General features: G+C 60.4%; 24 protein-coding genes. 17 read left to right on the plus strand and 7 right to left on the minus strand.

What is annotated here, in order from left to right:
• The 3 genes from FHU41_RS02645 to FHU41_RS02655 all read right to left on the minus strand — a co-directional run bounded on the left by FHU41_RS02645 (position 1) and on the right by FHU41_RS02655 (position 3,013).
• Positions 1-627, minus strand: a complete 627-nt coding sequence (locus tag FHU41_RS02645; protein ID WP_179388089.1) for a type IV toxin-antitoxin system AbiEi family antitoxin — start codon at positions 625-627, stop codon at positions 1-3.
• Between the two features lie 141 nt (positions 628-768).
• Complete coding sequence (locus tag FHU41_RS02650) at positions 769-2,211, minus strand: DUF349 domain-containing protein (RefSeq protein ID WP_179388090.1); 1,443 nt, start codon at positions 2,209-2,211, stop codon at positions 769-771.
• Between the two features lie 10 nt (positions 2,212-2,221).
• Positions 2,222-3,013, minus strand: coding sequence for a peptidylprolyl isomerase (locus tag FHU41_RS02655; protein WP_179388091.1), 792 nt, complete (start codon positions 3,011-3,013; stop codon positions 2,222-2,224).
• A 198-nt stretch (positions 3,014-3,211) separates the two neighbouring features.
• Between FHU41_RS02655 and hisS the strand changes: the two genes are divergently transcribed.
• On the plus strand, positions 3,212-4,549 hold the full coding sequence (gene hisS / locus FHU41_RS02660; protein ID WP_179389091.1) for a histidine--tRNA ligase: 1,338 nt from the start codon (positions 3,212-3,214) through the stop codon (positions 4,547-4,549).
• Here hisS and FHU41_RS02665 read toward each other — a convergent pair.
• A complete protein-coding gene (locus tag FHU41_RS02665) occupies positions 4,546-5,850 on the minus strand; it encodes an APC family permease (RefSeq protein ID WP_246279414.1) in 1,305 nt (434 codons plus the stop codon). The genes hisS and FHU41_RS02665 overlap by 4 nt on opposite strands.
• Before the next feature lie 84 nt (positions 5,851-5,934).
• On the opposite strand from FHU41_RS02665, the gene aspS reads away from it, so the two are divergent.
• Positions 5,935-7,713, plus strand: coding sequence for an aspartate--tRNA ligase (gene aspS, locus FHU41_RS02670; RefSeq protein ID WP_179388092.1), 1,779 nt, complete (start codon positions 5,935-5,937; stop codon positions 7,711-7,713).
• 19 nt (positions 7,714-7,732) lie between these two features.
• Positions 7,733-8,533: a GNAT family N-acetyltransferase gene (locus FHU41_RS15360; RefSeq protein WP_179388093.1), complete on the plus strand. Its 801-nt coding sequence runs from the start codon at positions 7,733-7,735 to the stop codon at positions 8,531-8,533.
• 4 nt (positions 8,534-8,537) lie between these two features.
• Here the strand turns inward: FHU41_RS15360 and FHU41_RS02680 are convergent, their stop codons facing one another.
• Positions 8,538-8,957 carry a GNAT family N-acetyltransferase gene (locus tag FHU41_RS02680; RefSeq protein WP_179388094.1) on the minus strand — a complete coding sequence of 140 codons (420 nt, stop codon included), beginning with the start codon at positions 8,955-8,957 and terminating at the stop codon, positions 8,538-8,540.
• A 4-nt stretch (positions 8,958-8,961) separates the two neighbouring features.
• A complete protein-coding gene (locus tag FHU41_RS02685; protein ID WP_179388095.1) occupies positions 8,962-9,666 on the minus strand; it encodes an acVLRF1 family peptidyl-tRNA hydrolase in 705 nt (234 codons plus the stop codon).
• Positions 9,667-9,713: 47 nt separating this feature from the next.
• Between FHU41_RS02685 and FHU41_RS02690 the strand changes: the two genes are divergently transcribed.
• Positions 9,714-11,102: a replication-associated recombination protein A gene (locus tag FHU41_RS02690; protein WP_343046228.1), complete on the plus strand. Its 1,389-nt coding sequence runs from the start codon at positions 9,714-9,716 to the stop codon at positions 11,100-11,102.
• A 19-nt stretch (positions 11,103-11,121) separates the two neighbouring features.
• Here FHU41_RS02690 and FHU41_RS02695 read toward each other — a convergent pair whose 3' ends face one another.
• Entirely contained in the window at positions 11,122-11,757 is a 636-nt protein-coding gene (locus FHU41_RS02695; RefSeq protein WP_179388096.1) for a hypothetical protein, read from the minus strand.
• A gap of 318 nt (positions 11,758-12,075) precedes the next feature.
• Between FHU41_RS02695 and rpsD the strand changes: the two genes are divergently transcribed.
• From rpsD to nusB, 13 genes are all read left to right on the plus strand, one after another.
• Complete coding sequence (gene rpsD / locus FHU41_RS02700) at positions 12,076-12,702, plus strand: 30S ribosomal protein S4 (protein ID WP_179388097.1); 627 nt, start codon at positions 12,076-12,078, stop codon at positions 12,700-12,702.
• A 270-nt stretch (positions 12,703-12,972) separates the two neighbouring features.
• Positions 12,973-13,350: a DUF948 domain-containing protein gene (locus FHU41_RS02705; protein WP_179388098.1), complete on the plus strand. Its 378-nt coding sequence runs from the start codon at positions 12,973-12,975 to the stop codon at positions 13,348-13,350.
• A gap of 17 nt (positions 13,351-13,367) precedes the next feature.
• Positions 13,368-13,589, plus strand: coding sequence for a hypothetical protein (locus FHU41_RS02710; RefSeq protein ID WP_179388099.1), 222 nt, complete (start codon positions 13,368-13,370; stop codon positions 13,587-13,589).
• Between the two features lie 40 nt (positions 13,590-13,629).
• Complete coding sequence (gene alaS / locus FHU41_RS02715) at positions 13,630-16,320, plus strand: alanine--tRNA ligase (protein WP_179388100.1); 2,691 nt, start codon at positions 13,630-13,632, stop codon at positions 16,318-16,320.
• A gap of 14 nt (positions 16,321-16,334) precedes the next feature.
• Positions 16,335-16,859, plus strand: a complete 525-nt coding sequence (gene ruvX / locus FHU41_RS02720; RefSeq protein ID WP_179388101.1) for a Holliday junction resolvase RuvX — start codon at positions 16,335-16,337, stop codon at positions 16,857-16,859.
• 44 nt (positions 16,860-16,903) lie between these two features.
• On the plus strand, positions 16,904-18,082 hold the full coding sequence (mltG, locus tag FHU41_RS02725; RefSeq protein WP_179388102.1) for an endolytic transglycosylase MltG: 1,179 nt from the start codon (positions 16,904-16,906) through the stop codon (positions 18,080-18,082).
• A gap of 13 nt (positions 18,083-18,095) precedes the next feature.
• Positions 18,096-18,929 (plus strand): shikimate dehydrogenase family protein, encoded by an 834-nt coding sequence (locus FHU41_RS02730; RefSeq protein ID WP_179388103.1) that lies wholly within the window; start codon positions 18,096-18,098, stop codon positions 18,927-18,929.
• A 41-nt stretch (positions 18,930-18,970) separates the two neighbouring features.
• A complete protein-coding gene (aroC, locus tag FHU41_RS02735; protein WP_179388104.1) occupies positions 18,971-20,170 on the plus strand; it encodes a chorismate synthase in 1,200 nt (399 codons plus the stop codon).
• A complete protein-coding gene (locus FHU41_RS02740) occupies positions 20,167-20,721 on the plus strand; it encodes a shikimate kinase (RefSeq protein ID WP_343046229.1) in 555 nt (184 codons plus the stop codon). The genes aroC and FHU41_RS02740 overlap by 4 nt, the downstream gene beginning before the upstream one ends.
• Positions 20,718-21,809, plus strand: a complete 1,092-nt coding sequence (aroB, locus tag FHU41_RS02745) for a 3-dehydroquinate synthase (protein WP_179388105.1) — start codon at positions 20,718-20,720, stop codon at positions 21,807-21,809. Before FHU41_RS02740 ends, aroB begins: the two co-directional genes overlap by 4 nt.
• Entirely contained in the window at positions 21,806-22,339 is a 534-nt protein-coding gene (locus FHU41_RS02750; RefSeq protein WP_179388106.1) for a tetratricopeptide repeat protein, read from the plus strand. The genes aroB and FHU41_RS02750 overlap by 4 nt, the downstream gene beginning before the upstream one ends.
• 145 nt (positions 22,340-22,484) lie before the next feature.
• The gene (efp, locus tag FHU41_RS02755; RefSeq protein WP_179388107.1) at positions 22,485-23,045 is read left to right on the plus strand and encodes an elongation factor P; all 561 of its coding nucleotides are present in this window, start codon (positions 22,485-22,487) and stop codon (positions 23,043-23,045) included.
• Positions 23,045-23,476, plus strand: coding sequence for a transcription antitermination factor NusB (gene nusB / locus FHU41_RS02760; RefSeq protein WP_179388108.1), 432 nt, complete (start codon positions 23,045-23,047; stop codon positions 23,474-23,476). The genes efp and nusB overlap by 1 nt, the downstream gene beginning before the upstream one ends.
• The last annotated feature ends 86 nt before the right edge of the window (positions 23,477-23,562 follow it).

Below are 23,562 nucleotides of genomic sequence, written 5' to 3' on the forward strand. Positions count from 1 at the left end.
CTAAGCCGCCAGGGCGGAGAGTCGTTCTAGAGCCTTGAATCGGTGCGGAACCCGGATCATGGACTCCACCGCACGGCGAACCAACGGTAACGGGCAGCTTAGGCTGCTATCCGCGCACAACTCAGCTAGCACGGCCACCGGATCAGGCCACTCCTCGGAGCTTGGCCGGGGCTGAAAAGCTAGGTCGACGGCGGTCCGCAACGGGGTGGTAACCCGCACGCCCGCTTTGAAAACGGTGTCGAAGCGGCCCAGGGTGACCTCATGGACCTGTAAGGAATTGAAAGGTGGTAGCGCACCCGCGCGGCGCTTATGGTCGATCAAAGCCGTCACCCGAGGCGGCGCAAAACCAATGCCGTAGATCCAAGCGGCGCTATATCGACCCAAAATTAGTTTGCCTTCCAGGTTGGCTGGGATCTGTAAGGACATTGCCACCGCTCGATGTTCGGTGTGAACTTGCCGTCCGACCGGAAGATAGCAAGCATCGTAGACCTGCTGTAGCACCCCGTCCCGAGCCATGGCCTGGAGCTCGATCAGGCTGAAGACGCGGCCCGGAGCGACCAGGCCCAGATCGCCGGGGTAGCGTCGCCGCGGAAGAGGAGAGGGAACGGGAATCAGACTCAAAACCATGGCCCAAGCTTGCCGGTAACTAACAGCGAGCAAAAGTCCTTCAGCAGAGAATGTGGAAAACTCAGAAATACTCCAGAAAAAAGCTGCCCACCGAATACGAGGATTCGATGGGCAGCGAGACTCTGCGACTGGAGCTAAGTATTAGGCCAGTTCGTCAGCGGATTTGCGGATCTGCTCCAGCCAAGCCTGCCGGGCAGCGAGAGCTTCCTCGGCGTTCTTGATCTTCTTGGCGTCGCCCTTTGCCTTGGCCTTATCCAAATCGTCCTGGAGACTGGCGATGGCGGCTTCCAACTGGCTTAGCGCGCTATTGGTCCGAGCCTTCGCCTCGGGATCGGTACGCTTCCAGTGATCGTCATCCGCCTTGCGGACGGCGTCCTCCACGGAACGCAAGCCAGCCTCGACCCGCTGCATATCGGCACGCGGTACCTTGCCTGCCTCCTCCCAGCGATCCCGAATAGACTGCAAGGACTTCTTAGTGGCAGCCAGATCGGTGATCGGAAGTAGCCCTTTAGCCTCGGTGATAAGAGCTTCCTTGACCACCAGATTGGCCGAGTACTCCTGGTCAATCACGGCATTAGCTTGTTTCCGCGCCTCAAAGAACTTCTCCTGGGCGGCCCGGAACCGGGTCCACAGGGCGTCGTCTTCTTTTTTGCTAGCCCGTGGAGCCGCTTTCCAGCGGTCCATTAAATCCCGGTAATCGCCCGCGGTAACGCCCCAATCGGTGGAACTGGAGAGTGCCTCGGCCTCTTCAATCAGCTTTTCCTTCGCGGTTTTGGCGACAGCGTTTGCGCTGTCCAATTGCGAGAAGAAAGCCCGGCGGTGCCGATCAAAAATGGTTCGGGCGGCGCGGAAACGCTTCCAAAGTGCGTCCTCGGTAGCCTTACCCAGCCGCAAACCGTCCTTCTGAGCCAACTTCCAAGCATCGAAGAGCTCGTTCATCCTGGCGCTGCCATTTTTCCACTGCATGCTTGCCGGATCCTGGCCTGCCAACTCTTCCGCCTCGGCCACAATGGCTTCGCGGGAGGCCAACTCAACGGCACGGGCAGCCTCGTGCTCAGCCCTTTCGGCCTGCTGCAGCGACTTGATCCGCTCGTCCAAGACCTCCAGACGAGCTTCCGCGGCACGGACGTCACCGATTGAATGACGTTCGGCCAGCTGCTCACGCAGATGTTTCACCGTCTTGTTCATGTCGGTGCTCGGTGCCTTGGCCTCGACGCGCTGTTCCAGCAGAGTGATCTGCCCGGCAATATCATCGAATTTGCGCGCAAAGTAGGCCAACGCCTCTTCTTTGCTTGCACCGGGGTACTGGCCTACCGGAACTTCCTCGCCGTCCAGCAGCAGGAAAACATGACCGTCTTCCTCGGCTCGGCCAAAGCGGGCAGCCTCTGCCGCCGTCGTACCTGGAGTCAGTGGCACGCTGGGGGCCGCTGGAGCCGTGCTTGCTTCGGTGGGGCTCGCAGCAGGAGCTACCGGCCTGGGCCTAGCGGCAAAAGCCGCTGGCGAAGGAACCGGTGCCGGGGTAGTAGGGGCGTTCGTTGCTTCGTCGGATTGTTGACGTTCGGTCACCGCTAAAACTCTTTCCATTGGATGGGCATCACTTGAGCGTAAACGAGTCTATCTTGATTGGGGTCTTCGGTGCCCCGTCTGCAGATCCATCGGCAGTGCCGGCCTTGGCCAGCTCGGTGACTACGTCCAGGCCGCTGGTCACCTTGCCCACCACGGTGTAGCCACCTGCCGAGTCGGCCGGGATAGTGGTTTCCTTATAGACGATGAAGAACTGGGTGCCGTTGCTCTTGGCATTATTCGACTGCCGCGCCACCGCAATGGTGCCTGCCGGGTAAACATTGTTCTTCGGGGCGTTCTCCACCGGTCCCCAGGTGAAGGTGGTGTCACCGGCTCCCTTGTTATCTATCGAACCGCATTGCAGGACGGCGAAATCTCCCGTGGTCAATCGGTGACAGGTCTTATCGGTGTAGAAGCCGCTATCGGACAACGTTTTGAAAACCGCGGCAGCCTGTGGCGCCTTGGTTCCGTCCAGGCTCACGCCGAGTGCCTTGCCGTTCAGGCTCAGCGAACCGGTAAAGGTCTTTCCCTTCGCTATCGAGGGATTCGGCACGGCAGGTAGCGACGCTGTGGGACTTGCACTGGTGGTGGCGGGATCGCTCAAACCGGCCTGCGCCTGCGCCACCTGATCGGCGGTTGGATTGGAGGCAAAGACGGTCAATTGCAGCACTACTGCCAACCCCAGCACCATCACCACAGCTGCTGCGCTGACGATATTGTCGCGCAGCCGGCGCTTGCGCTGGCCCTGACGCAGTTCGCGCTTGGCTTCCATCTGCGCAATGCGCTTCTTGGTCTCCCGCGCTGTGCTCTTGCTCGCCGCCAATGCAGCTCCTCGTCGTCGTTCTCCGGCAATTGAAACGCAATGTAGCGAGACTCACGGAGTGGTCTGGCTAAACTGGTTGCCGCAGATAGTTTACCCAACAGCGTTACTGCTGTCCTGTGAGAACCTTAGTAGATTCCCAGTGCAAGTCCATGCATTGGCATGCCAGTAGCGCCTAGCGCACGAAGGAGTATGAGTCAGATGGCCCGAAATGCCTCACTATCCGGTTTCCCTGAGCTATTGCCCCAGGAACGGATGATTGAGCAGCACGTCATCGACTCATTGCGTAAGAGCTTTGAACTACACGGCTTCGCCTCGATTGAGACCCGGGCCGTAGAAACCGTAGAACAGCTGCTGCGCAAGGGCGAGATCGATAAAGAGGTCTACGCGGTGAGCAGGCTGCAAGCCGATGAAGGAGCTGCCGAGGCCGCACTGGCCTTGCACTTTGATCTGACCGTGCCGTTTTCCCGCTATGTGGTGGAGAACGCAGGCTATTTGGCGTTCCCTTTCCGGCGTTACCAGATCCAGAAGGCTTGGCGCGGTGAACGGCCGCAGGAGGGCCGGGCACGGGAGTTCACCCAGGCTGATTTCGATGTGGTGGGCGACGGCGTGCTGCCCTTCCGGCACGACGTTGAGATTGTGCTGCTTGCCGTCGAAGCTCTTTCCGCCCTGCCGATCCCGGAATTCAGAATCAGGGTGAACAACCGCAAACTTGCCGAGGGTTTTTATCGGGGACTGGGCTTAGAAGACACCCCCGGGGTGTTGCGCAGCATCGACAAGCTGGAGAAAATCGGTCCGGACGCCGTAGCTAGGCTGTTAAGCGAGGAACTGGGTGCCAGCGAGAAACAGGCTCAGGCCGCCCTGGCTTTGGCACAGATCAGCAGTGCCGATCTGGATTTTGTCCGGCAAGTTCGGGCACTCTGTGAGCAGCACGGCGTGCAGAACGACTTGCTTGAAGAAGGTCTGGAGGAGCTCTCCTCGGTGCTCAGCGCCGCGATGGGCCGAGCCCCGGGAACCGTGCTGGCGGATCTATCTATTGCCCGCGGCCTGGATTATTACACCGGAACGGTGATCGAGACGGTATTGGTGGGGCACGAAGCTCTTGGGTCAATTTGCTCCGGTGGTCGCTACGATGCGCTGGCACGGAAGGGCAACAGGACCTTCCCCGGCGTCGGACTCTCCATCGGCGTGAGCCGATTGCTGGCCCGCATTCTTAGCCAGCAATTGGCCACCGCCTCCCGATCGGTGCCGACAGCCGTCTATATTGCACTGACCTCTGATCAGGATTGGGCCGCCGCTCAGGATCTTGCCGTGACCTTGCGGTCCCGGGGGATTGCCACCGAGGTTGCGGTAGCCGCGGAGAAGTTCGGCAAACAGATTAAGTTCGCCGACCGGAGGGGGATTCCCTTCGTCTGGTTCCTCAACCAGGAGGGCGGCCACGAGGTGAAGGACATTCGCTCCGGTGAACAGGTTCCCGCTGATCCGGAAAGCTGGCTTCCGCCCGCCGAGGATTTGCACGTCCTGGTTCAGCCGAACTAAGGCTTTCCGCCGGTCAAACTGCTGGGGCCGCGCTGTCGCCAGAGCAGCACCAGACCGCGCCCCGCGCAGCCCACTGCGATAACGCTGACCATCCAGAGCACGGCGTGAGCGGGCAGGGTGAAGGCGAGCAGGGCACAAGCAATGAAGCCCAGCAGATTGAGCCAGCGAGGTGCATACCAGGGGCGCTTCGCTAGGGTGAGCGCGCTTAGATTAGTGATGGCGTAGTAAATCAGCACGCCAAAACTGGAATATCCCACCACGGTGAGCACATCTGCGCTCAGAATCAGGGTGATCACCACTGCCGCCACCGCCAGCTCGGCAAGATAGGGAACCCTGAAGCGTTCGCTTACCCGAGAAAATACCTGGGGTAGGTCATGCTGCCTAGCCATCGCCAGGCTTGTTCTGCCCACCCCAGCGATAAGTGCCAGCAGGGCACCCAGACTAGCGGCGGCGGCGCCAAAGGTGATCAGCCCACCAAATCCGTTCCGCTGGCCGACGGTCAGCAAGGGGGTGGTCTCGGCCGCCAGTCCAGCCGGACCCAGATATCGGAGCAGCCCAGTTGCTACCAGCAGATAACAGACCATGGTGAACCCCAGGGCCAGCAGAATGGCCAGTGGAATTGTCCGTCTTGGTGCACGAACTTCCTCGCCCATCGTCGCGATCCGGGCATAACCGGCAAAGGCAAAGAACAAATAGGCGGCGGCTTGGAAAATGCCCCAGAAAGCTTCGCCAGGACTCGGCCAGGCCGGCAGCAGGCTGGTCGGCTGTGGCGGGCTGCTGAAAGAAAACACCACCACAACTGTCAGTGCACCGAGCGTGAGTAGCAGCAGAACGCGAGCCAACCAGGCTGTTTTAGTCACGCCAAGCAAATTTGCCGCGGTGAGGACTACGACGGCGGCTACCGCAAGCGGGCGAGCCAGCTCGGGAGCTAGGTACAGCCCGAAGGTCATCGCCATTGCGGCGCAGGAAGCAACCTTTCCGGAGATAAAAGACCAGCCCGCAACGAAACCGGCCCAGCGACCCAGCCGCTCCCGTCCGTAGATATAGCTACCCCCACTTTCCGGGTAGGCCGCTGCTAGCTGGGCGGAGGCGCTGGCATTGCAATAGGCCACCACGGCAGCTAGTCCGAGGGCCACCAAAAGCCAGGAGCCGGCGGCCCGGGCTGCCGGGGTGAAAGCCACAAAAACACCAGCACCGAGCATCGACGCCATGCCGATCACGGTGGCGTCAAAGAGGCCGAGTCGTCGGCGGAGAGTGGGCTGGCGTGGAGGCCCCATCGTGGACTGACCATTTCTTGTCATCGGAAACTGTAAACTTTTGTCAGAGCGGGAGCGGTTTTACGCCTCTTCCCTCGCTTTCTTCATTCAACCACTGAAAGGACCGCTGTGCTGCGCACTCATGGACTCGGGAGCCTGAACACCGAGTTGATCGGAGAAACCGTCACCTTGACCGGGTGGGTTTCTCGTCGTCGTGATCATGGTGGAGTGGCCTTCGTCGATCTCCGTGATTCCTCCGGGGTGGCCCAGGTGGTAGCCCGCAATGAGGAAGATTTTCACTCGGTCCGCAATGAATTCGTACTGCAGATCACCGGCACCGTACAGCGACGCCCGGAAGGCAATGAGAATCCTGCTCTACCCACCGGTCAGATCGAGGTAGTGGCGGATATCGTCACCGTGCTAAACGAATCCGCGCCCCTGCCCTTCCCCTTGGATGAGCACGGCAGCGACGGTTCGGTGGGCGAAGAAGCCAGGCTCAAGCACCGCTATCTAGACCTGCGCCGCGCACCTATGGCCAGGAACCTGAAACTGCGCTCCGAGGCGAACCGGGTGGCTCGTGAGTTGCTGCACGACGAAGGCTTCGTGGAAATTGAGACGCCGACCATGACGCTCTCCACCCCGGGCGGCGCACGGGATTTTGTGGTGCCCGCTCGGCTAGCCCCGGGTAGCTGGTATGGCCTTGCTCAGTCCCCGCAGCTCTTCAAGCAACTGCTGCAAGTGGGCGGTTTTGAAAAGTATTACCAGATTGCTCGCTGCTATCGCGATGAAGATTTCCGGGCGGACCGCCAGCCGGAATTCACTCAGTTGGATATCGAGGCCAGCTTCGTGGATCAGGAAGACGTCTTGGCGCTGGGCGAGCGGGTGGTGAAGGCGCTCTGGAAGCTCATCGACGTGGAGGTTCCCACCCCGATTCAGCGGCTGCCCTACTGGGAGGCGATGGCTCGCTTCGGCTCGGATAAGCCCGACCTTCGCTTTGGCTTGGAGTTGACCGAGCTGACCGAATTTTTCAAGGACACCACTTTCCGGGTTTTCCAGGCTCCTTATGTGGGGGCTGTGGTGATGCCCGGCGGTGCCTCGCAGGCGCGGCGAACCTTGGACGGTTGGCAGGAATGGGCCAAGCAGCGTGGCGCCAAGGGGCTGGCCTACGTGCTGGTTCAGGACGACGGCGAGCTGACCGGCCCGGTGGCCAAGAACCTTTCCGAGCTGGAAAAGGCCGGACTGGCTGAGGCGGTCGGGGCGAAGCCCGGTGACTGTGTATTCTTCGGCGCGGGGGAACGGGACGACGCTTGGTCAATCCTGGGTGCCACCCGGGTAGAGATTGGACATCGAACCGGCTTGATCGATCCGAAGGACTTCGCCTTTGTCTGGGTGGTGGACTTCCCCATGTTCGAATCGGCGGCCGCTGCCACCGCCTCGGGCGACACCGCCGTGGGAGCGGGAGAGTGGACCGCCCTGCACCACGCCTTTACCTCACCCAAACCGGAATTCCTGGACAATTTCGATGAGGTTCCGGCCGAGGCTCTTGCTTATGCCTATGACATTGTCTGCAATGGCAATGAAATTGGCGGCGGTTCGATCCGTATTCACCGGCGCGATGTGCAGGAGCGAGTTTTTGCCCTGATGGGTCTGGACGAGGCTCAGCAGCAGGAAGCCTTCGGATTCCTGCTGGAAGGTTTCAAGTACGGAGCCCCGCCACATGGAGGTATTGCCTTTGGCTGGGACCGTGCGGTGGCCCTGCTGGCCGGGGTGGAATCGATCCGCGACGTGATTGCCTTCCCGAAGTCCGGTGGTGGCTTCGATCCACTGACTGGTGCGCCCGAAACAATTACCGCGCAGCAGCGTAAGGAAGCCGGGATCGACTTTGTGCCCAAAAAGGCCGAGGCATAGCGAGGTCTAAGCTTTGAGCGTGCCCCGGCAGGAAGCGGATCAATGGGCGGTGTCTTCGGCTGGGTTTGACCTGGTGATGCACCGGAGTTGGCCGGCCTTGCGGGTCATTGAGGATCGAGGTTGGCTGCTTCGCTCCTCCCGTGGGGTGACGAAGCGAGCCAACTCGGTGCTGCCGATGGCTCGTTCTGTCGCGGGGACTTCAGCTGAGGCCGAACTGTCGAGTCTGCTTGCCGCCGTCGAGCGGGCCGAAGATCACTACCGAGCTCTCGGCCTGCCGTGCATCCTTCAGCGTCGGTTGAGTACCGAATCGCCGGGCTTGGCGGGATTGCTCTCCCGGCGCGGGTACTCGGAGCTGGGCCACACCGAGATCATGGCGATGAATCTTGACTCCGAGCCAGCCGCCGTCGAGCATGAGCAGATCGACTATTCCTCCAAGCCGACAGCAGCCTGGTTAGACTTCATGGCCGAAACCGGCGGCTTGGAAGAGGACGCGAAACTGACCCTCGGTGAGGTGCTGGCCGGGGGCCGAGCAATTTACGGCGCCATTAGCCGGCGGGGTCGGGTCGTTTCCATTGCGCGGCTCAGCCTGGATGTGGAAAGCGGCTGGGCAGGGATTTCGAGTGTGGAGACGGCCATTGCCGAGCGCCGCCGGGGACTAGCCGGTGCTTTGATTCGCGGGCTTCTCGCTGCGGGCTACCGGGATGGAGCCCGCAGGGCTTTCCTCCAGGTAGAGCACGTCAATGCCGGAGCCCGCAGGCTCTATGCGCAACTGGGCTTTGGGCACGCCGATGACTACTTCTATTCGATACTAGCGCAGTAATGTCTCAGTAATGTCTGAGGAAAACTGTGGAAGGCTCCGGCAGCGTTTTTTCCGGATCGATGAACCCCAGTGATTCATAAAAAGCGCGTTGTTCCGGAGCCACGCCGGTGATGAGCGCCCGCACCATCAATGGGAAAGGCTCGAAGACTTTCTCTACCAGGGCTTTGCCAATTCCTCGACGCTGGTAGTCCGGATGGGTTGCCAAGCTCTGCAGGAAGCAGATGGACACCGAATCGGAGATCACCCTGGCCAGCCCCACCAGCCTTCCATCCTCGCGTGCTTGGGCCAGTGCGGTTGAATTGGCCAAGGCCTGCATGAGCCTCTCGGGGGCATGATCAAAGGCGTGCCAGCCGACGGAATGATAGAGATCGAGGACTTCCTGAACCTCGATGGCTTCGGCTGCCGCGAGTTCGATAATCAGCATTGATTTAGCTTAGCGCTGCCGGGGAGGGGCCGTCTGTCACCTTAATCCGCACGCTACGTACTTGTTTGGCGGCTTCGGCTAGAACCTTTGCTCGCGGATCTGGGACGTCGAGGAAAGCCAGCCGTTCCAGTTTCGCGAGCGCGCTAACTGCCGGTTCGGCGATGAGCGTCGCGGCCATCGCCTTATCCCCACCAAGCACCAGGTATTCGGCCTGCTCGGTGGGCAGAGCGGCGGCGTGGTCAGCCACCGCCTCGATCATCGCGTCCGCCTGATTGGCTCGACGACGGGCGAAGCGTTGCTGCGACCAGCCACCCGCAGCGGTACGGGACTGCACATATCGAGTGCCTATTTTGGAGGCCAGCACTTGGCCGTCTCGGCAGAGACTCACCGCATAGCCACCACGCCGAATCAGCAGCACGACGACGGTACGGGACTGCTCACTCAGGGAAGCCAGACGTTGCACCGGATCTGCGCCGCGGCCGGGTCTTCCGGCCACCGGCCAAGGTGCGGCAAGTTCCGCGAAGCTACCGTCGAGGGCGAAGAGTGACACGCCGTTCTCACTCTCTTCGATTCGAAGCTGACCGTGCGCTGCCTGAAACCTCTCCAACCAGCCGGACAAGCGCTCTCCGCTCACCCAAGCCAGGCGGCTACGGGTGGCCGGTCGGGGGCTGGGTCCTGGAATAGCGGAGCTCTCGGTGGGTGGGGACATGCTTCCTACGCTATCTGTTGTCGGTGCTGCCAGGTAGCGTAGGGAGGGTGAGCGATCTGTTCGATTTCGACCAAGCCGAGACGGCTGAGCCCCGTGCCGGGCGTGCCAGGGCACCCCTCGCGGTGCGAATGCGCCCTCGCAGCCTCGACGAAGTGGTGGGCCAGCAGCACCTACTCAGCGACGGTTCGCCCTTGCGCCGACTGGCGGCTGCCTCCACCGATTCCGCTGCCGGTCCCAGTTCAGTAATCCTCTGGGGGCCTCCGGGCACCGGGAAGACCACGCTGGCTCATGTGATTGCTCGCGGCCCGGGCAGGTCCTTTGTAGAGCTCTCCGCGATCACCGCGGGAGTTAAGGACGTGCGCCGGGTGATGGATGAAGCGCTGACCGCCCGAGATCTGCACGGTCGCACCACGGTGTTATTTCTCGATGAGATTCATCGCTTCACCAAAGCACAACAGGACGCGCTGCTACCCGGAGTGGAGAACCGATGGGTGGTTTTGGTGGCAGCAACCACGGAAAATCCTTCGTTTTCGGTGGTTTCTCCTTTGCTTTCGCGTTCCCTGCTGCTCACGCTCCAGCCCCTGGACGATGAGGATATCCGTGCGCTGATTGAGCGGGCTGTACTGGATCCACGCGGCCTAGCGGGCTCGCTGGAGTTGAGTGAACCCGCCCTCGACCATCTGGTTCGACTCTCTTCTGGGGACGCGCGCAGGGCGCTGACCACCCTGGAAGCTGCAGCGGGAGTCGCCTTGGATCGTTGGGAGGCCGAAGGCCTGCTTGACGAGTCCGGTCAGGGTGCTGCGACCCTTGAACTAGCAGACGCGGAAAGAGCTATCGATGCCGCTGCGGTGCGTTATGACCGGGCCGGTGACCAGCATTACGACGTAATCAGTGCCTTCATTAAATCGATTCGTGGCTCCGACGTGGACGCTGCTCTGCATTATCTGGCCAGGATGATTGAAGCGGGGGAGGACCCTCGCTTCATTGCCCGACGACTGATCATCTCGGCTAGTGAGGACATCGGGATGGCAGATCCCACCGCCCTACAAACAGCGGTGGCCACGGCGCAGGCCGTTCAACTCATTGGCATGCCCGAAGGCCGAATTCCGCTCGCCGAAGCCGTGGTGCATCTGGCCACTGCACCGAAGTCCAATGCGGCCTATCTGGGTATTAACGCCGCGGTGGCGGATATTCGCGCTGGAAAGGGCACCACGATTCCGCTTCATTTGCGCGATGCTCACTACCCCGGGTCTAAACAATTGGGCCATGGCAAAGGCTATATTTACGCTCACGATGAGCCGCACTCGGTAGCCCGTCAGCAATATCCGCCGGACGATCTGATCGGTAAGAACTATTACCAGCCGACGGCGAACGGTGCCGAACGTGAGGTGTCCAGCCGTTTGGAGAAGCTACGCGGGATCATCCGGGGTAGCTGACCGGGTTACTGATAGTCGCTTACTGGTCGCGGGTGCCCTCCTCATAGCTAATAAACCCTGCGGCAGGCGCAAGAAAGCGATGCATCTGGTGGCGTCGCGGGTGGTAACTATGGCCGAAAGCGTCCTGCACTAATACCTCCTCGAGTTCCTCCTGCTCGGCCAAGGCTTGATCCAGTTCCGCCAAACTATTGAGGTGCTGCACCGATCCGGCTAACCGGACCGTCCAGGAATGTGGTTGCGGGCAGGGGCTGGCCTCCAACTGAAGTGCCTCGAACATCCCGTTCAGCAGAGAAACCGCGCTGGCCGGTGGCAGCCGGTGTAAGGGATAGGACTGGGGACGTAGCTTCTGAGCGCGCAACCAGCTCTGCCGTAACCACGGGAAATCGATCTGCCCGCGAGCACAGCCTAGAGCCAGCCGGTGCTCCTGATCGAAGATCAGCCCGTAACTTAGCCCGTTACGGTCCAGGATGCAGATGGCTTCCGCCGGATATTCGAAGTCCTCCAGAAGCGAGACTTTCGAGGCGTGATAGCGGAACTCGCCGCCGTCGTCCAGGGAAACAAAATCCTGGGTTCGACCCGGCTGCTCCTGAGCCGTGGTTTGGTAGTCTTGGTCGGCAGGACGGGGCGCGCTGGTTTCTGGGGAATAGCTGCTCATAGATCCATTAATGCCACCATTCGGAGCATCCGGAACCTGGTTTTATGTATTCCATACGCGCGGTAGCTGGATCTTTATGTCTTGCTTATTGAGACCCGCCGATCCCCCAAATCTTGATCGCTGAGGGCAGGGAACTACCGGCGGATGGAAATGCTAAGATAGATGCTGCACTGGCAAGCCCTGGCACCAGCCTCACAGTAACTCCCAAACTATTGGCGATGTGAGTATGCCCAGGCGCTGTAGCAGCGGGCCGCAACAGCCCCAGCTCTCCGACGTGGAGGCCAGACTTATCCTGTTGCAGATATTTGGAAGGACACCGTGGCTAACAACACACGTGCCCGCCGTCAGGTTCGCATTTCGCGTGCCCTCGGCATTGCTCTTACTCCTAAGGCCGTCAAGTACCTCGAGCGCCGTCCCTATGGCCCGGGTGAGCATGGTCGTGCCCGCAAGAAGCAGGACTCCGATTACGCCGTTCGTTTGCGCGAAAAGCAGCGTCTGCGCGCTCAGTACGGCATCCGCGAAGCCCAGATGACTCGGGTCTTCGAAGAAGCCCGTCGCACCAAGGGTCTGACCGGTGAAAACCTGGTTGAGCTGCTGGAAATGCGCCTTGACGCCCTGGTATTGCGTGCTGGCTTTGCCCGCACCATTGCCCAGGCACGTCAGCTCGTAGTACACCGCCACATCATGATTGATGGCGCTCGGGTTGACCGTCCTTCGTTCCGGGTTGCCGAAGGCCAGCTCATCCACGTTCACCCGCGCAGCGAGGTAATGGCTCCGTTGCAGGTTGCCGCCGCCGGCGCGCACCGCGATGTGCTCCCCGCCGTTCCCGGCTACTTGGACGTCAAGCTGGAGAGCCTGCAGGCTCGCCTGGTTCGTCGCCCGAAGCGCACCGAGGTTCCGGTGACCTGCGAAGAGCAGCTCGTCGTCGAATTCTACGCACGCTAAGCGTTCCACGCTCAGCACCTTGAGGAAGCCCGCGGCCCAGGTCGCGGGCTTCCTTGCGTCCGGGATACTTTGGCCCACTCTCTTTGCTCGCGATAGTGCACCAGCTTCGGGATAGCCTACGGTCGCGTCAGTAGGCTATCCCGAAGTCGGTGGACCATCCTGAACCAGGGAAGGCTAAGGGGCATAGACCCCTGCACAGGCCAGTTCTCCGTTGTCGAGAGAACTCGGTAAGGTACTGATAGACATCAAGCACAAATTTGAGGAGGCATCATGTCGGGTGGTGACATCGCCGGGCTTATTGCTGCAGGAGTCTTCGCAATTCTGGTGGCCATTCTGGCCGTGCCGGTTTTCAAGCTCGGCAAGGTCTTTGACGAACTTAGCGGCAGCATTCGCGCCCTGAGTGAGGAGACCACCCCCTTGATCGGTGAGGTCACGGCCACCGTGACCACGACCAACGAACAGCTCAAGAAGGTGGATGGAATGACGTCCAATGTCTCCGATGCCACCGCCAATATCTCGGCGCTGTCCTCGCTGATCGCCGCCACCGTGGGCTCGCCGCTGATTAAGGTGGCCTCCTTCTCCTACGGGGTACGCCAGGCCTTCACGAATCGCAAGAAGGACCAGCCGCGCGCCAAGCGTAGCCGCTGAGTGCTGGAGGGAAAGAGATGATTAAGAGAATTTTCTGGCTTGGGCTGGGTGTCACCGTTGGCGTCATCGCGGCTCGTAAGCTCGGCCAAGCCCAGCAATCGATCGGACCGGCCGGACTGAACCGGGCAGTGGGGCGAATCAATGACGATCTGCATAATTTTGCCGATGCGGTCTGGGACGGCATGAACCGAAGAGAAACTGAATTACGTTCGGCCCTGGGCCTGGACGACGAAAACTGACGAGAACCACAGAGAACAAGCGTAAGGATTGCCACCTGCTATGAAGACCCACGAAATTGCCCAGCGTTGGCTTGATTTCTTTGCCGCCCGGGGACACGCCGTGGTGCCGAGCGCCTCGCTGATTTCAGCCGATCCCTCGATTCTTTTCAATATCGCCGGGATGGTGCCCTTTATCCCGTACCTGACGGCGCGCGAAACCCCGCCGTGGAATCGGGCCACCAGCGTGCAGAAGTGCATCCGCACCGGAGATATTGAGGAAGTTGGCAAAACCGCCCGCCACGGCACCTTCTTTCAGATGTGTGGCAACTTCTCTTTCGGTGACTATTTCAAGGAACAGGCGATCAGCTATGCCTGGGAGTTGCTGACCGGCCCGCTGGAAAAGGGTAGCTACGGGCTGGACCCGGAGCGGCTATGGGTCACAGTCTATGAAGACGGTGACGAGAAGGACGAGGAAGCTCGCGCCATCTGGCGGGATAAAATCGGTATCCCGAACGAGCGCATTCAAGGCACCGGCAAAGCCGATAACTACTGGAACACCGGTCAGCCCGGTCCCGGTGGCCCCTGCTCGGAGATCTACTACGATCGCGGTGCGCAGTATGGCAAAGCGGGTGGCCCGGTGGTCGATGAGACCCGGTACATCGAGATCTGGAATCTGGTCTTCATGCAGTACCAGCTCTCCGCGGTACGCAGCAAGGTAGATTTCGATGTGGCGGGCGAACTGCCTAAGCGCAATATCGATACCGGCCTGGGTTTGGAGCGGCTCGCCATGATCCTGCAGGGCGTGGAGAACATGTACGAGACCGATCAGGTCCGCCCGGTTCTTGACGCTGCTGCGGCACTGACCGGTAAGGAATACACCTCCACCGAGGATCCAGCCGATCCGCACCATACCGATGACGTCAGGCTGCGGGTGGTCGCAGATCACGTTCGCTCGGCTTTGATGCTGATTGCCGACGGCGTGGCCCCCTCCAATGAGGGCCGCGGCTATGTGCTGCGGCGGTTGATTCGCCGTGCCGTTCGGGCGATGCGATTGATGGGGGTGGAACGGGCTTGCCTGCCAGATTTGCTGCCCACCTCGCGCGACGCCATGAAGGATTTCTACCCTCAGGTGGCTGAGGATTTCGAGCGGATCAGCCGAATCGCCTACGCCGAGGAGAAATCTTTCCTACGAACCATCGCTTCCGGCACCGCCCGTTTGGATGAAGCCGTGACGGAGTCCAAGGGCAAAAACCTGCCGCTCTCCGGTAGCGATGCCTTTGCCCTCCATGACACCTACGGATTCCCGATCGACCTGACCCTGGAGATGGCCGAGGAAGCGGGCGTCAAGGTTGACGAGGCTGGCTTCCGCGCCCTAATGCTGGAGCAGCGTCAACGTGCCCAGGCGGATTCCCGCGCGAAAAAGAGCGGACACGCCGATCTGAGCGCCTTCAATGAGCTGCTTGGTCAGGGTGAGACAGTTTTCACTGGCTATCAGGAGCTGGAAGGTGAGTCGAGCATTCGCGGCATCCTCAGTGCCGGCCAGCGCGTGCAGCAAGCCGTTGGCGGAGCTGAAATTGAGCTGGTGCTAGCGGAGACCCCGTTCTACGCCGAAGCGGGTGGTCAGGCAGCAGACACCGGCCTGATCAGCGGTGACGGCTTCGTGATTGAGGTGCTGGACGTCCAGCGCCCGGTCAAGGGACTCAGCGTGCACAAGGCTGTGGTGCGAGAAGGTGAAGTGGCGGAGGGCGCACTGGTGCGCGCCGTCGTCGATCGGGAACGTCGACATGCCGCGGAACAAGCCCACAGTGGTACCCATATTGTGCACGCCGCTCTGCATCAGATCCTCGGCCCGGAGGCGCTGCAACGTGGCTCCTTCAATAAGGCCGGCTACCTGCGCTTCGATTTCGCCTGGGGCGAGGGGCTAAGCCAGGCCACTCGTTCGGAGATCGAGGAAGTCTCCAATATTGCGATCCGGAACAACTTCTCGGTGCAGACCGCCGAGATGCCATTGGAGGAAGCCAAGGCGCTGGGTGCAATGGCGCTGTTCGGTGAGAACTACGGCAATCGGGTGCGTGTTGTGGAGATCGACGGCGCCTGGTCGCGCGAGCTCTGTGGCGGCACGCATGTTTCCAATACCGCCCTGATCGGTTCGCTCACCCTGCTGGGGGAGCAGTCGGTGGGTTCCGGAAACCGCAGGGTTGAGGCTTTCGTCGGTCTAGATGCCTTCCGTCACCTGGCCGCTGAACGCGCCTTGGTGACCGAATTGACCGAGTTGCTCAAGGTGCCGTCAAACCTGCTCAGTGAGCGAATTGCTGCCACTCTGAGCAAGCTACGGAATACCGAAAAGGAATTGGAGAAGCTGCGCAAGGAGCAACTCACCGCGGCGGCCGGAACATTGGTGGGCAAGGCTGAGCAACTTGGCTCGGTTCGTTTGATTGCGCACGACGCCGGTCAGGTCAGCGGCGCTGATGACTTGCGTTCGCTGGCACTTGACCTCCGCGAGCGGCTTGGCGCTGATGCCGCTACGGTGGCTGTTGCAGGCACTGCGAACGACCGACCGCTGGTTTTGGTCGCCACCAATGAGGCGGCTCGCGGTGCCGGAGTTAAAGCTGGGGCATTGGTCCGGGTGGCCGCTGGCGTGCTCGGTGGCGGTGGCGGTGGCAAGGACGATGTTGCCCAGGGTGGTGGCAGCGATAGTGCTCAGATACCGGCAGCGCTGGCCGCTATTCGACAGGCACTGCAGGCTTCCTGAGGATTGGTTTAGCAATGAGCAGTAGGCCTGGAGTACGGCTGGGCGTCGACGTGGGCACGGTCCGCGTCGGCGTCGCAGCCTGCGATCCGGACGGTATCTTGGCTACTCCTTGGCGCACCCTGAGCCGGGATAAAAAGAAGAATTCCGATCTGCGGATCATCGTCCAGGAAGCTGCTGAACGCGAGGCCGTGGTGATTTACGTTGGCCTGCCACAGACCTTGCGCGGCGGCGAAAGTGGGTCGGCTCAGCTGGCTAGGGAACTCGCCGGACTGCTGGCTGGATTGCTAGAAAAGGCTGGCATGAGCACTCAAGTCCGGCTCATCGACGAAAGACTTAGCTCGGTCACCGCTCATCAGCAACTACGTTCGGCTGGCGTGGCCGGGCGGGAGCAACGTAAAGTAGTGGATCAAGTGGCTGCTGTTGGCATTTTGCAGCATGCCTTGGAGATGGAAAAGTCTGTGCGTGCGCCAGTGGGGGAACTGGTAATCGCTCACGTCGACGCTGCTGAAACCGAGCGGCTCGACCTCGACGGACAGTGAGGACAACGCATTAAGATCTGTATGAGCCCGCTCAGGGTCGCCCCATGAACCCTATTTTTACCGATGAGCCTGCCGAGCAGGCTCCGGAGGGCCCGGCAAACGTCATCGAGCACTTCGAGCAGACTCCCGCGCACTCCCGTAGAGCCGCCCGCACCTCACGGAAGGTGCGCCGTCGCCGTCGTAGCTTGATTTTCATTCTGATTGTCGCCGCTTTTGTGGTGGCAGGCTACTTCGCCGTGCAGGTAATCAGCCCAATGCTGAACTTCAACACCACCAAGGATTTCCCCGGTCCGGGGCAGGGCGAGGTTAATTACACCTTGCCGAATGGCGCCTCTGCCCGCATCGTTGCCGCTGACCTGGTGAAGCAGAATGTGGTGGCCAGTGAGGGGGCCTTCGTTGACGCCCTGAATGCCGCGAATGGCGCTAGCCTGCTGCTGCCCGGGGTTTACCCCCTCAAGCAAGAGATGAAGGCCGCCGATGTGGTGACCGTTTTGCTGGCTGCTAGCAAGCAAAAGGTGCACTATGCGCCGATTCAACAGAACTTGCGACAATCGGAGGTTTTCGCTGCGCTCGCCACGGCGACTGGCCTACCGCTCAGCGATTTCACCACTCTGGCTAAGACCCCGACTGCCCTGGGTCTACCGGCTAAGGCTCCTTCTTTGGAAGGCTACCTGTCTCCTGGTCAGTACCAATTCGCGGTTGATATGACGGCAAAACAAGTCCTCACGGAGATGATTCAAAAGACTAAGGATGAGTTGACCCAGGCCGGGGTGACCGACCCCGAGGAACAATTTCGGGTGCTGACCATCGCCAGTATTGTCGAGGCCGAAGGTAATGAGGCGAATTACGCGAAGATCTCGGGAGCCATTGAAAACCGGCTGAAGAACACCACCGCGGTAACCGGTGGGCGTCTCGAATCGGATGCCACCGTGGCCTATGGTCTGGGTGTCAAGACCTACAACATCACCAACACTCAAAAACTCGATAAGTCGAATAAGTACAACACCTTCGCCAATCCGGGTCTGCCGATTGGGCCGATTGGATCGCCCACCAACGCAGCCATTCAGGCTGCAGCGCATCCGGAAGCGAATGATTATTACTTCTGGGTGACGGTGAATCTGGATAACGGCGAGACCCTCTACGCCACAACCTTGGCGCAGCACGAGGCGAACGTGAAGAAGTACCAGGCTTGGTGCCAGGCGAACACCGGCAAGTGCCAGTAAGCGAGCGGGTGTTATGAAGGCTGCGGTGATTGGTCATCCGATCGCGCATTCAAAGTCGCCCGCCCTGCATCGAGCTGCCTATCGGTGGCTTGAGCTTGAGGTGGAGTATTCCGCCATTGACGTGCCACCCGAGGACTTGGCTCAGTTCATCGCCCGGCTCCGTTCCGAGCCCGTTTGGCTGGGCCTCTCAGTGACCATGCCGCATAAGGCGGCGCTGGTGCCTCTTGTGGATGAGCTCGACGTCGGTGCCCGCATCTTGGGCGTGCTAAATACCGTTCAGTTCCGTTCGGATGGCAGCTTGCTGGGCAGCAATACCGATGTACTTGGCATTCTCGGAGCGCTGCGGCATGCCGGTCTGCGAAGCATCGATCCGGAATCTGCGCCGCCGGCGATCCTGGGCGGCGGCGGGACCACCCTGGCGGCGCTGGCTGCCTTAGAGCTACTGGGCGCTAGCGCCGTGCAGATCTATTTACGAGACACCACTAAGGTCGGCGCCCTGCACGCAGTGGCGGCAGAACTGGAGCTGGAGTTGGAGATCCGCTCGCTCGGGGAGCTGCCCGGTCAACGACCTGGACTGTTACTGAGCACCTTGCCGCCCAGGGCGGCCGATTCACTGCTCGGAGCCATTGAGCCCACCGGAGGATTACTACTCGACGTGGCTTATGATCCTTGGCCCAGTGCCTTGGCAAAGCATTGGCAAGCCGGTGGTGGAACGGTGGTTTCCGGTTTGGAGATGCTGCTTTATCAGGCAGTGGAGCAGGTCAAGCTCTTCACCGGGATCACTCCAGTGGATCAGTCTGGCTTGCTAAATGTGATGTGTGACTCAATCGGCTTGGCGAATCGGTAACCGACGCTAAGTCACGGCACGGTTAGTGGCAGGATGTATTTATGTTGCGTTGGCTTACTGCGGGAGAATCCCACGGCCCGGCTCTGACCGGGATCATTGAAGGATTGCCCGCCGGAATTGAAATCAGCAGTCAGGACGTTCAGGCGGCACTGGCTCGCCGTCGCCTTGGCTACGGCCGGGGTGCCCGAATGAAGTTCGAAGAGGACCAGGTACGGTTGCTCGGTGGGGTTCGGCACGGTCGCACTCAGGGTGGCCCGGTGGCCATCGAGGTCGGTAATACCGAATGGCCCAAGTGGGAACAGATCATGGCGGCCGACGTCGTCGATCAGGCAGAGCTAGAAGGTCAGGCTCGCAATGCCCCGCTGACCCGACCCAGACCAGGACATGCCGATTTCACCGGTATGCAGAAGTATGGCTTCGATGAGGCTCGTCCAGTGCTGGAGCGGGCAAGCGCGCGCGAGACCGCGATGCGAGTGGCGCTGGGTGCTGTTGCCTCACGTTTTCTGGCTCAGCTAGAGATTAGCTTGGTCAGCCATACCGTTGCCGTCGGCGGTGTTTCGGTCCCGGAGGGAACTGCGCTTCCTAGCGCTGCCGATGTGGCGGCACTCGACACCGATCCGCTGCGCTGCTTTGACCAGCAGACTTCCGCTGCGATGGTGGCAGAGGTAGATGCGGCTCACCGAGAAGGCGAGACCCTAGGCGGTGTGGTGGAGGTGCTGGCTTACGGCTTACCGCCGGGACTTGGTAGTTATGTGCACTGGGATCGGCGCCTAGATTCTCGGCTTGCCGCCGCGCTCATGGGCATCCAGGCCATTAAGGGCGTGGAAGTGGGGGATGGTTTCCGCACCGCGGCCCGGCGAGGCTCCGCTGCCCACGATGAAATCGTTCTGGACGAAGATGGTGCGATCCGTCGATTGAGTAACCGGGCAGGCGGCATCGAAGGTGGCATGAGCATCGGCGATAGCCTGCGGGTGCGCGCCGCGATGAAGCCGATTGCCACGGTGCCCCGCGCCTTGCGTACCGTCGATGTTGCCACCGGACAGCCCGCTAAGGCTCATCATCAGCGCTCCGATGTTTGTGCGGTGCCCGCTGCTGGGGTGGTTGCCGAGGCGATGGTGGCACTGGTACTCGCCGAGGCTGTACTGGAGAAATTTGGTGGTGACTCCCTGGCTGAGACGCAGCGCAATCTGCGTCAATACCTGGCAAATATCCCGCAGGAGTTGGAGTCTCAGCCGCTGTGAGCAATACCGCCCAACCGTCCCGCACCGTGGTGCTGATCGGTCCAATGGCCGTGGGGAAGACCACGCTCGGAGCCGAGTTGGCACAACTTCTGGGCTGGGAATTCGTTGATTCCGACCAAGTGGTGGAGTCTCAGCACGGCAAGATCTCGGATATTTTCGCTTCGCGAGGGGAGAGCTGGTTCCGCCAGCTTGAGGCCCGCACTATTGCTACTTTGTTGCGATCGGAAGCGCCTTTGGTGCTTTCCTTGGGCGGCGGTGCCGTGCTGGACACCGGAACCCAGCAATTGCTGGTTGGACGCACTGTGGTCTATCTGAATGCTCGGCCGGAGACGGTAAGGGCAAGAATTCTGCGTTCCTCGAACCGACCCTTATTGGCGGGGGAGGACCCGATAGCGCGCTGGCAACAGCTCAAAAACTCACGCGAAGGCGTTTATCAGCGACTTTCGGATCTCACCCTGGACGTCAGCCAGGGCAGCGCCCGCGAGCTGGCTCAGAGCTTGCTTGAACAACTTGATTTGCGCACAAATATTCACGATGGAGAGTCTCAATGAGTGTTCCGAACACAGTCATCGATATCACCGGAGCACAGCCCCAGGAGAACTATCAGGTAGTGGTGGGCCGTGGATTGCTGGCCGGGTTGCCCGGCTTGCTCGGAGAGCGAGTGCGCCGGGTGCTGGTGGTACACCCCAGAGCCTTGCGGATGACCGGTGACGCCGTGCGCGACGAACTCGCCTCCGCTGGCTTTACCGCGGTCACCGCAGAAATTCCGGATGCCGAAGAAGGCAAGCATATCCAGGTGGCGGCCTTCTGCTGGCAGGTGCTGGGGCAGAATGACTTCACCCGATCCGATGCGATTGTCTCGGTGGGTGGTGGAACCGTTTCCGATCTGGCTGGTTTTGTCGCAGCCACCTGGCTACGCGGAGTGAAGGTGGTACACCTACCGACCAGTTTGCTCGGTATGGTGGATGCCGCCGTCGGAGGCAAAACCGGTATTAATACTGCGGAGGGCAAGAACCTAGTCGGGGCTTTTCACCCGCCCGCTGCGGTACTGGCAGATCTAGATGCCCTGTCCACTTTGCCGGTCAATGAATTGGTATCGGGTTTGGCTGAGGTGGTGAAGTGCGGATTCATTGCCGATCCGAAGATCCTGGAATTGATCGAGGCGAATCCGGAGGCTGTTAGAGACCCAGCCTCGGAAGTGCTTCGGGAACTCATCGAGCGGGCCATTACGGTCAAGGCGGTAGTGGTTTCGGCTGATCTGAAGGAGTCCGGTCAACGCGAGTTCCTCAATTACGGCCACACCCTGGGCCACGCTATTGAATTGGTAGAGCGTTATTCCTGGCGGCACGGGGCGGCTGTCTCCGTGGGCATGATGTTCGCGGCAGAGTTAGGCCGCAGCGTGGGACGGCTCAGCGACGAGGTGGCGGACCGGCACCGCAGCGTACTGGAATCGCTGGGCTTGCCGACCAGCTACCGACGGGACCGCTGGCAGGGTTTGCTCGACGGGATGCGCCGGGACAAGAAGTCTCGCGGCGATTTGCTGCGCTTCGTGGTTCTTGACGGGCTAGCCAAACCGGGCATTTTGGATGTCCCGGACACCTCATTACTCTTTGCGGCCTATCAGGAGATTGCGGAATGAGCAGCTATTCAGAGTTTTCGGATTATTCGGATTGGCCCGACGCTGGGTTCCCTGGGATCGCCATCAATCCGCAGACGCTGTTATGTGAAGTGATTGACGAGGAGGCCTGCGAGCAGGCTTTTCAGGCTAGTTCCGACGATGGCGAACGGGTTTTCGTCTTGCTGGCTCGTGGGGAGAATAATCGGGCGGCAGAGCTTATCGCCGAAGCCCGTTTGGCCGATCCTGGGTCCTTGAGACTGCGGATTTTGGAAGCTGATCTGGCGCGTTCGGTACACGAAACGGAGCGCGCGATCCGCAGATTGCGAAACCTAGTCACGGAGTACCGTGACAGTCACTGGGAATCGGTTATTCGGCAACATTTAGGCAAAGCGTACTTCGTGGCCGGTCAGTACCAATCTGCCGCGAGTAGCTTTAGCTCGGCCCTCAATCAACGAGTGGCGGCCGGTGCCGAAGCCGCGCTGATCTACTCCTCTACCGTGGCCCTGCAACGAGCCCGGGAAATGGTCGAACGCGCCGAGTCGGTGGCTTGAACCCGGCTTTGAACGGGGTTTTGATCCGGTTTGATCCGGGCAAGGGAAAAACACGATAGAATGGGTGCTGGTTTTTTGACAAGCTGAACATCCGCCGAATATCTCGGCCTGAGTATCTCAGGCTGAACCTCCAGGAAGAGACACAGTGGCAACTACTAACGACATCAAAAACGGAACGGTGCTTAACCTCGACGGGCAGCTCTGGAATATCATCGAATTCCAGCACGTCAAGCCTGGCAAGGGCGGCGCCTTCGTGCGTACCAAGATGCGCAATGTGCTCTCCGGCAAGGTTGTGGATAAGACCTTCAACGCTGGCCTCAAGATTGAGACCGCTACCGTTGACCGTCGCGATTACCAGTACCTCTACCAGGATGGCGAAGATTTCGTCTTCATGGACACCCAGGATTACGACCAGATCACCGTCCCCGGCTCGGTTGTTGGCGATGCAGTGAACTTTATGCTGGAGAATCTGAACGTCAATATCGCCCTGCACGAGGGAACCCCGCTATACATTGAGCTTCCGGCCTCGGTGATCCTGGAGATCACCTACACCGAGCCTGGTTTGCAGGGCGACCGTTCCTCCGCTGGAACCAAGGGTGCCACCCTGGAAACCGGTTACGAAATCCAGGTTCCGCTGTTTGTTGAGCAGGGCACCAAGGTCAAGGTCGATACCCGCGACGGCAGCTATTTGGGTCGAGTTAGCTAGTGGAGTCTGGAACTAGCAGCACTAGATCGCGTAGTAAGGCCCGGCGTCGGGCTCTGGACATTTTGTTCGAAGCCGAGCAGCGGGAGAAGACCGCAGCGGAAGTTTTGCAGGTCCGGCGTGATAGCACCGATCAGATCATTGGTGAGTACACGGTGCAACTGGTGGACGGCGTAGCCGCCCGGCAGGAAACGATCGACGAGTTTTTGCAGACCTATGCCAAGGGCTGGACCCTCGAGCGGATGCCCTCGGTGGACCGAATCATCTTGCGGGTAGGCGCTTGGGAACTGTTGTACAACGATGAGGTCCCCGACGCTGTTGCGGTGAGCGAAGCCGTTGAGCTGGCCAAGACCCTCTCCACCGATGATTCGCCACAGTTCGTGAACGGTCTATTGGGCCGCTTGCAGCAGTTGAAGCCAACGCTGCTCGCCTAATCCTTCCGCTTAGCACCTCCGAGTGTGGAGATCTGCATCTTTTGAGCGCTGTTTAGCGTGCAGATCTCCACACTCGACTCTCCACA

It is taken from the genome of Psychromicrobium silvestre (assembly GCF_013408295.1).
Lineage (GTDB): Bacteria > Actinomycetota > Actinomycetes > Actinomycetales > Micrococcaceae > Renibacterium > Renibacterium silvestre.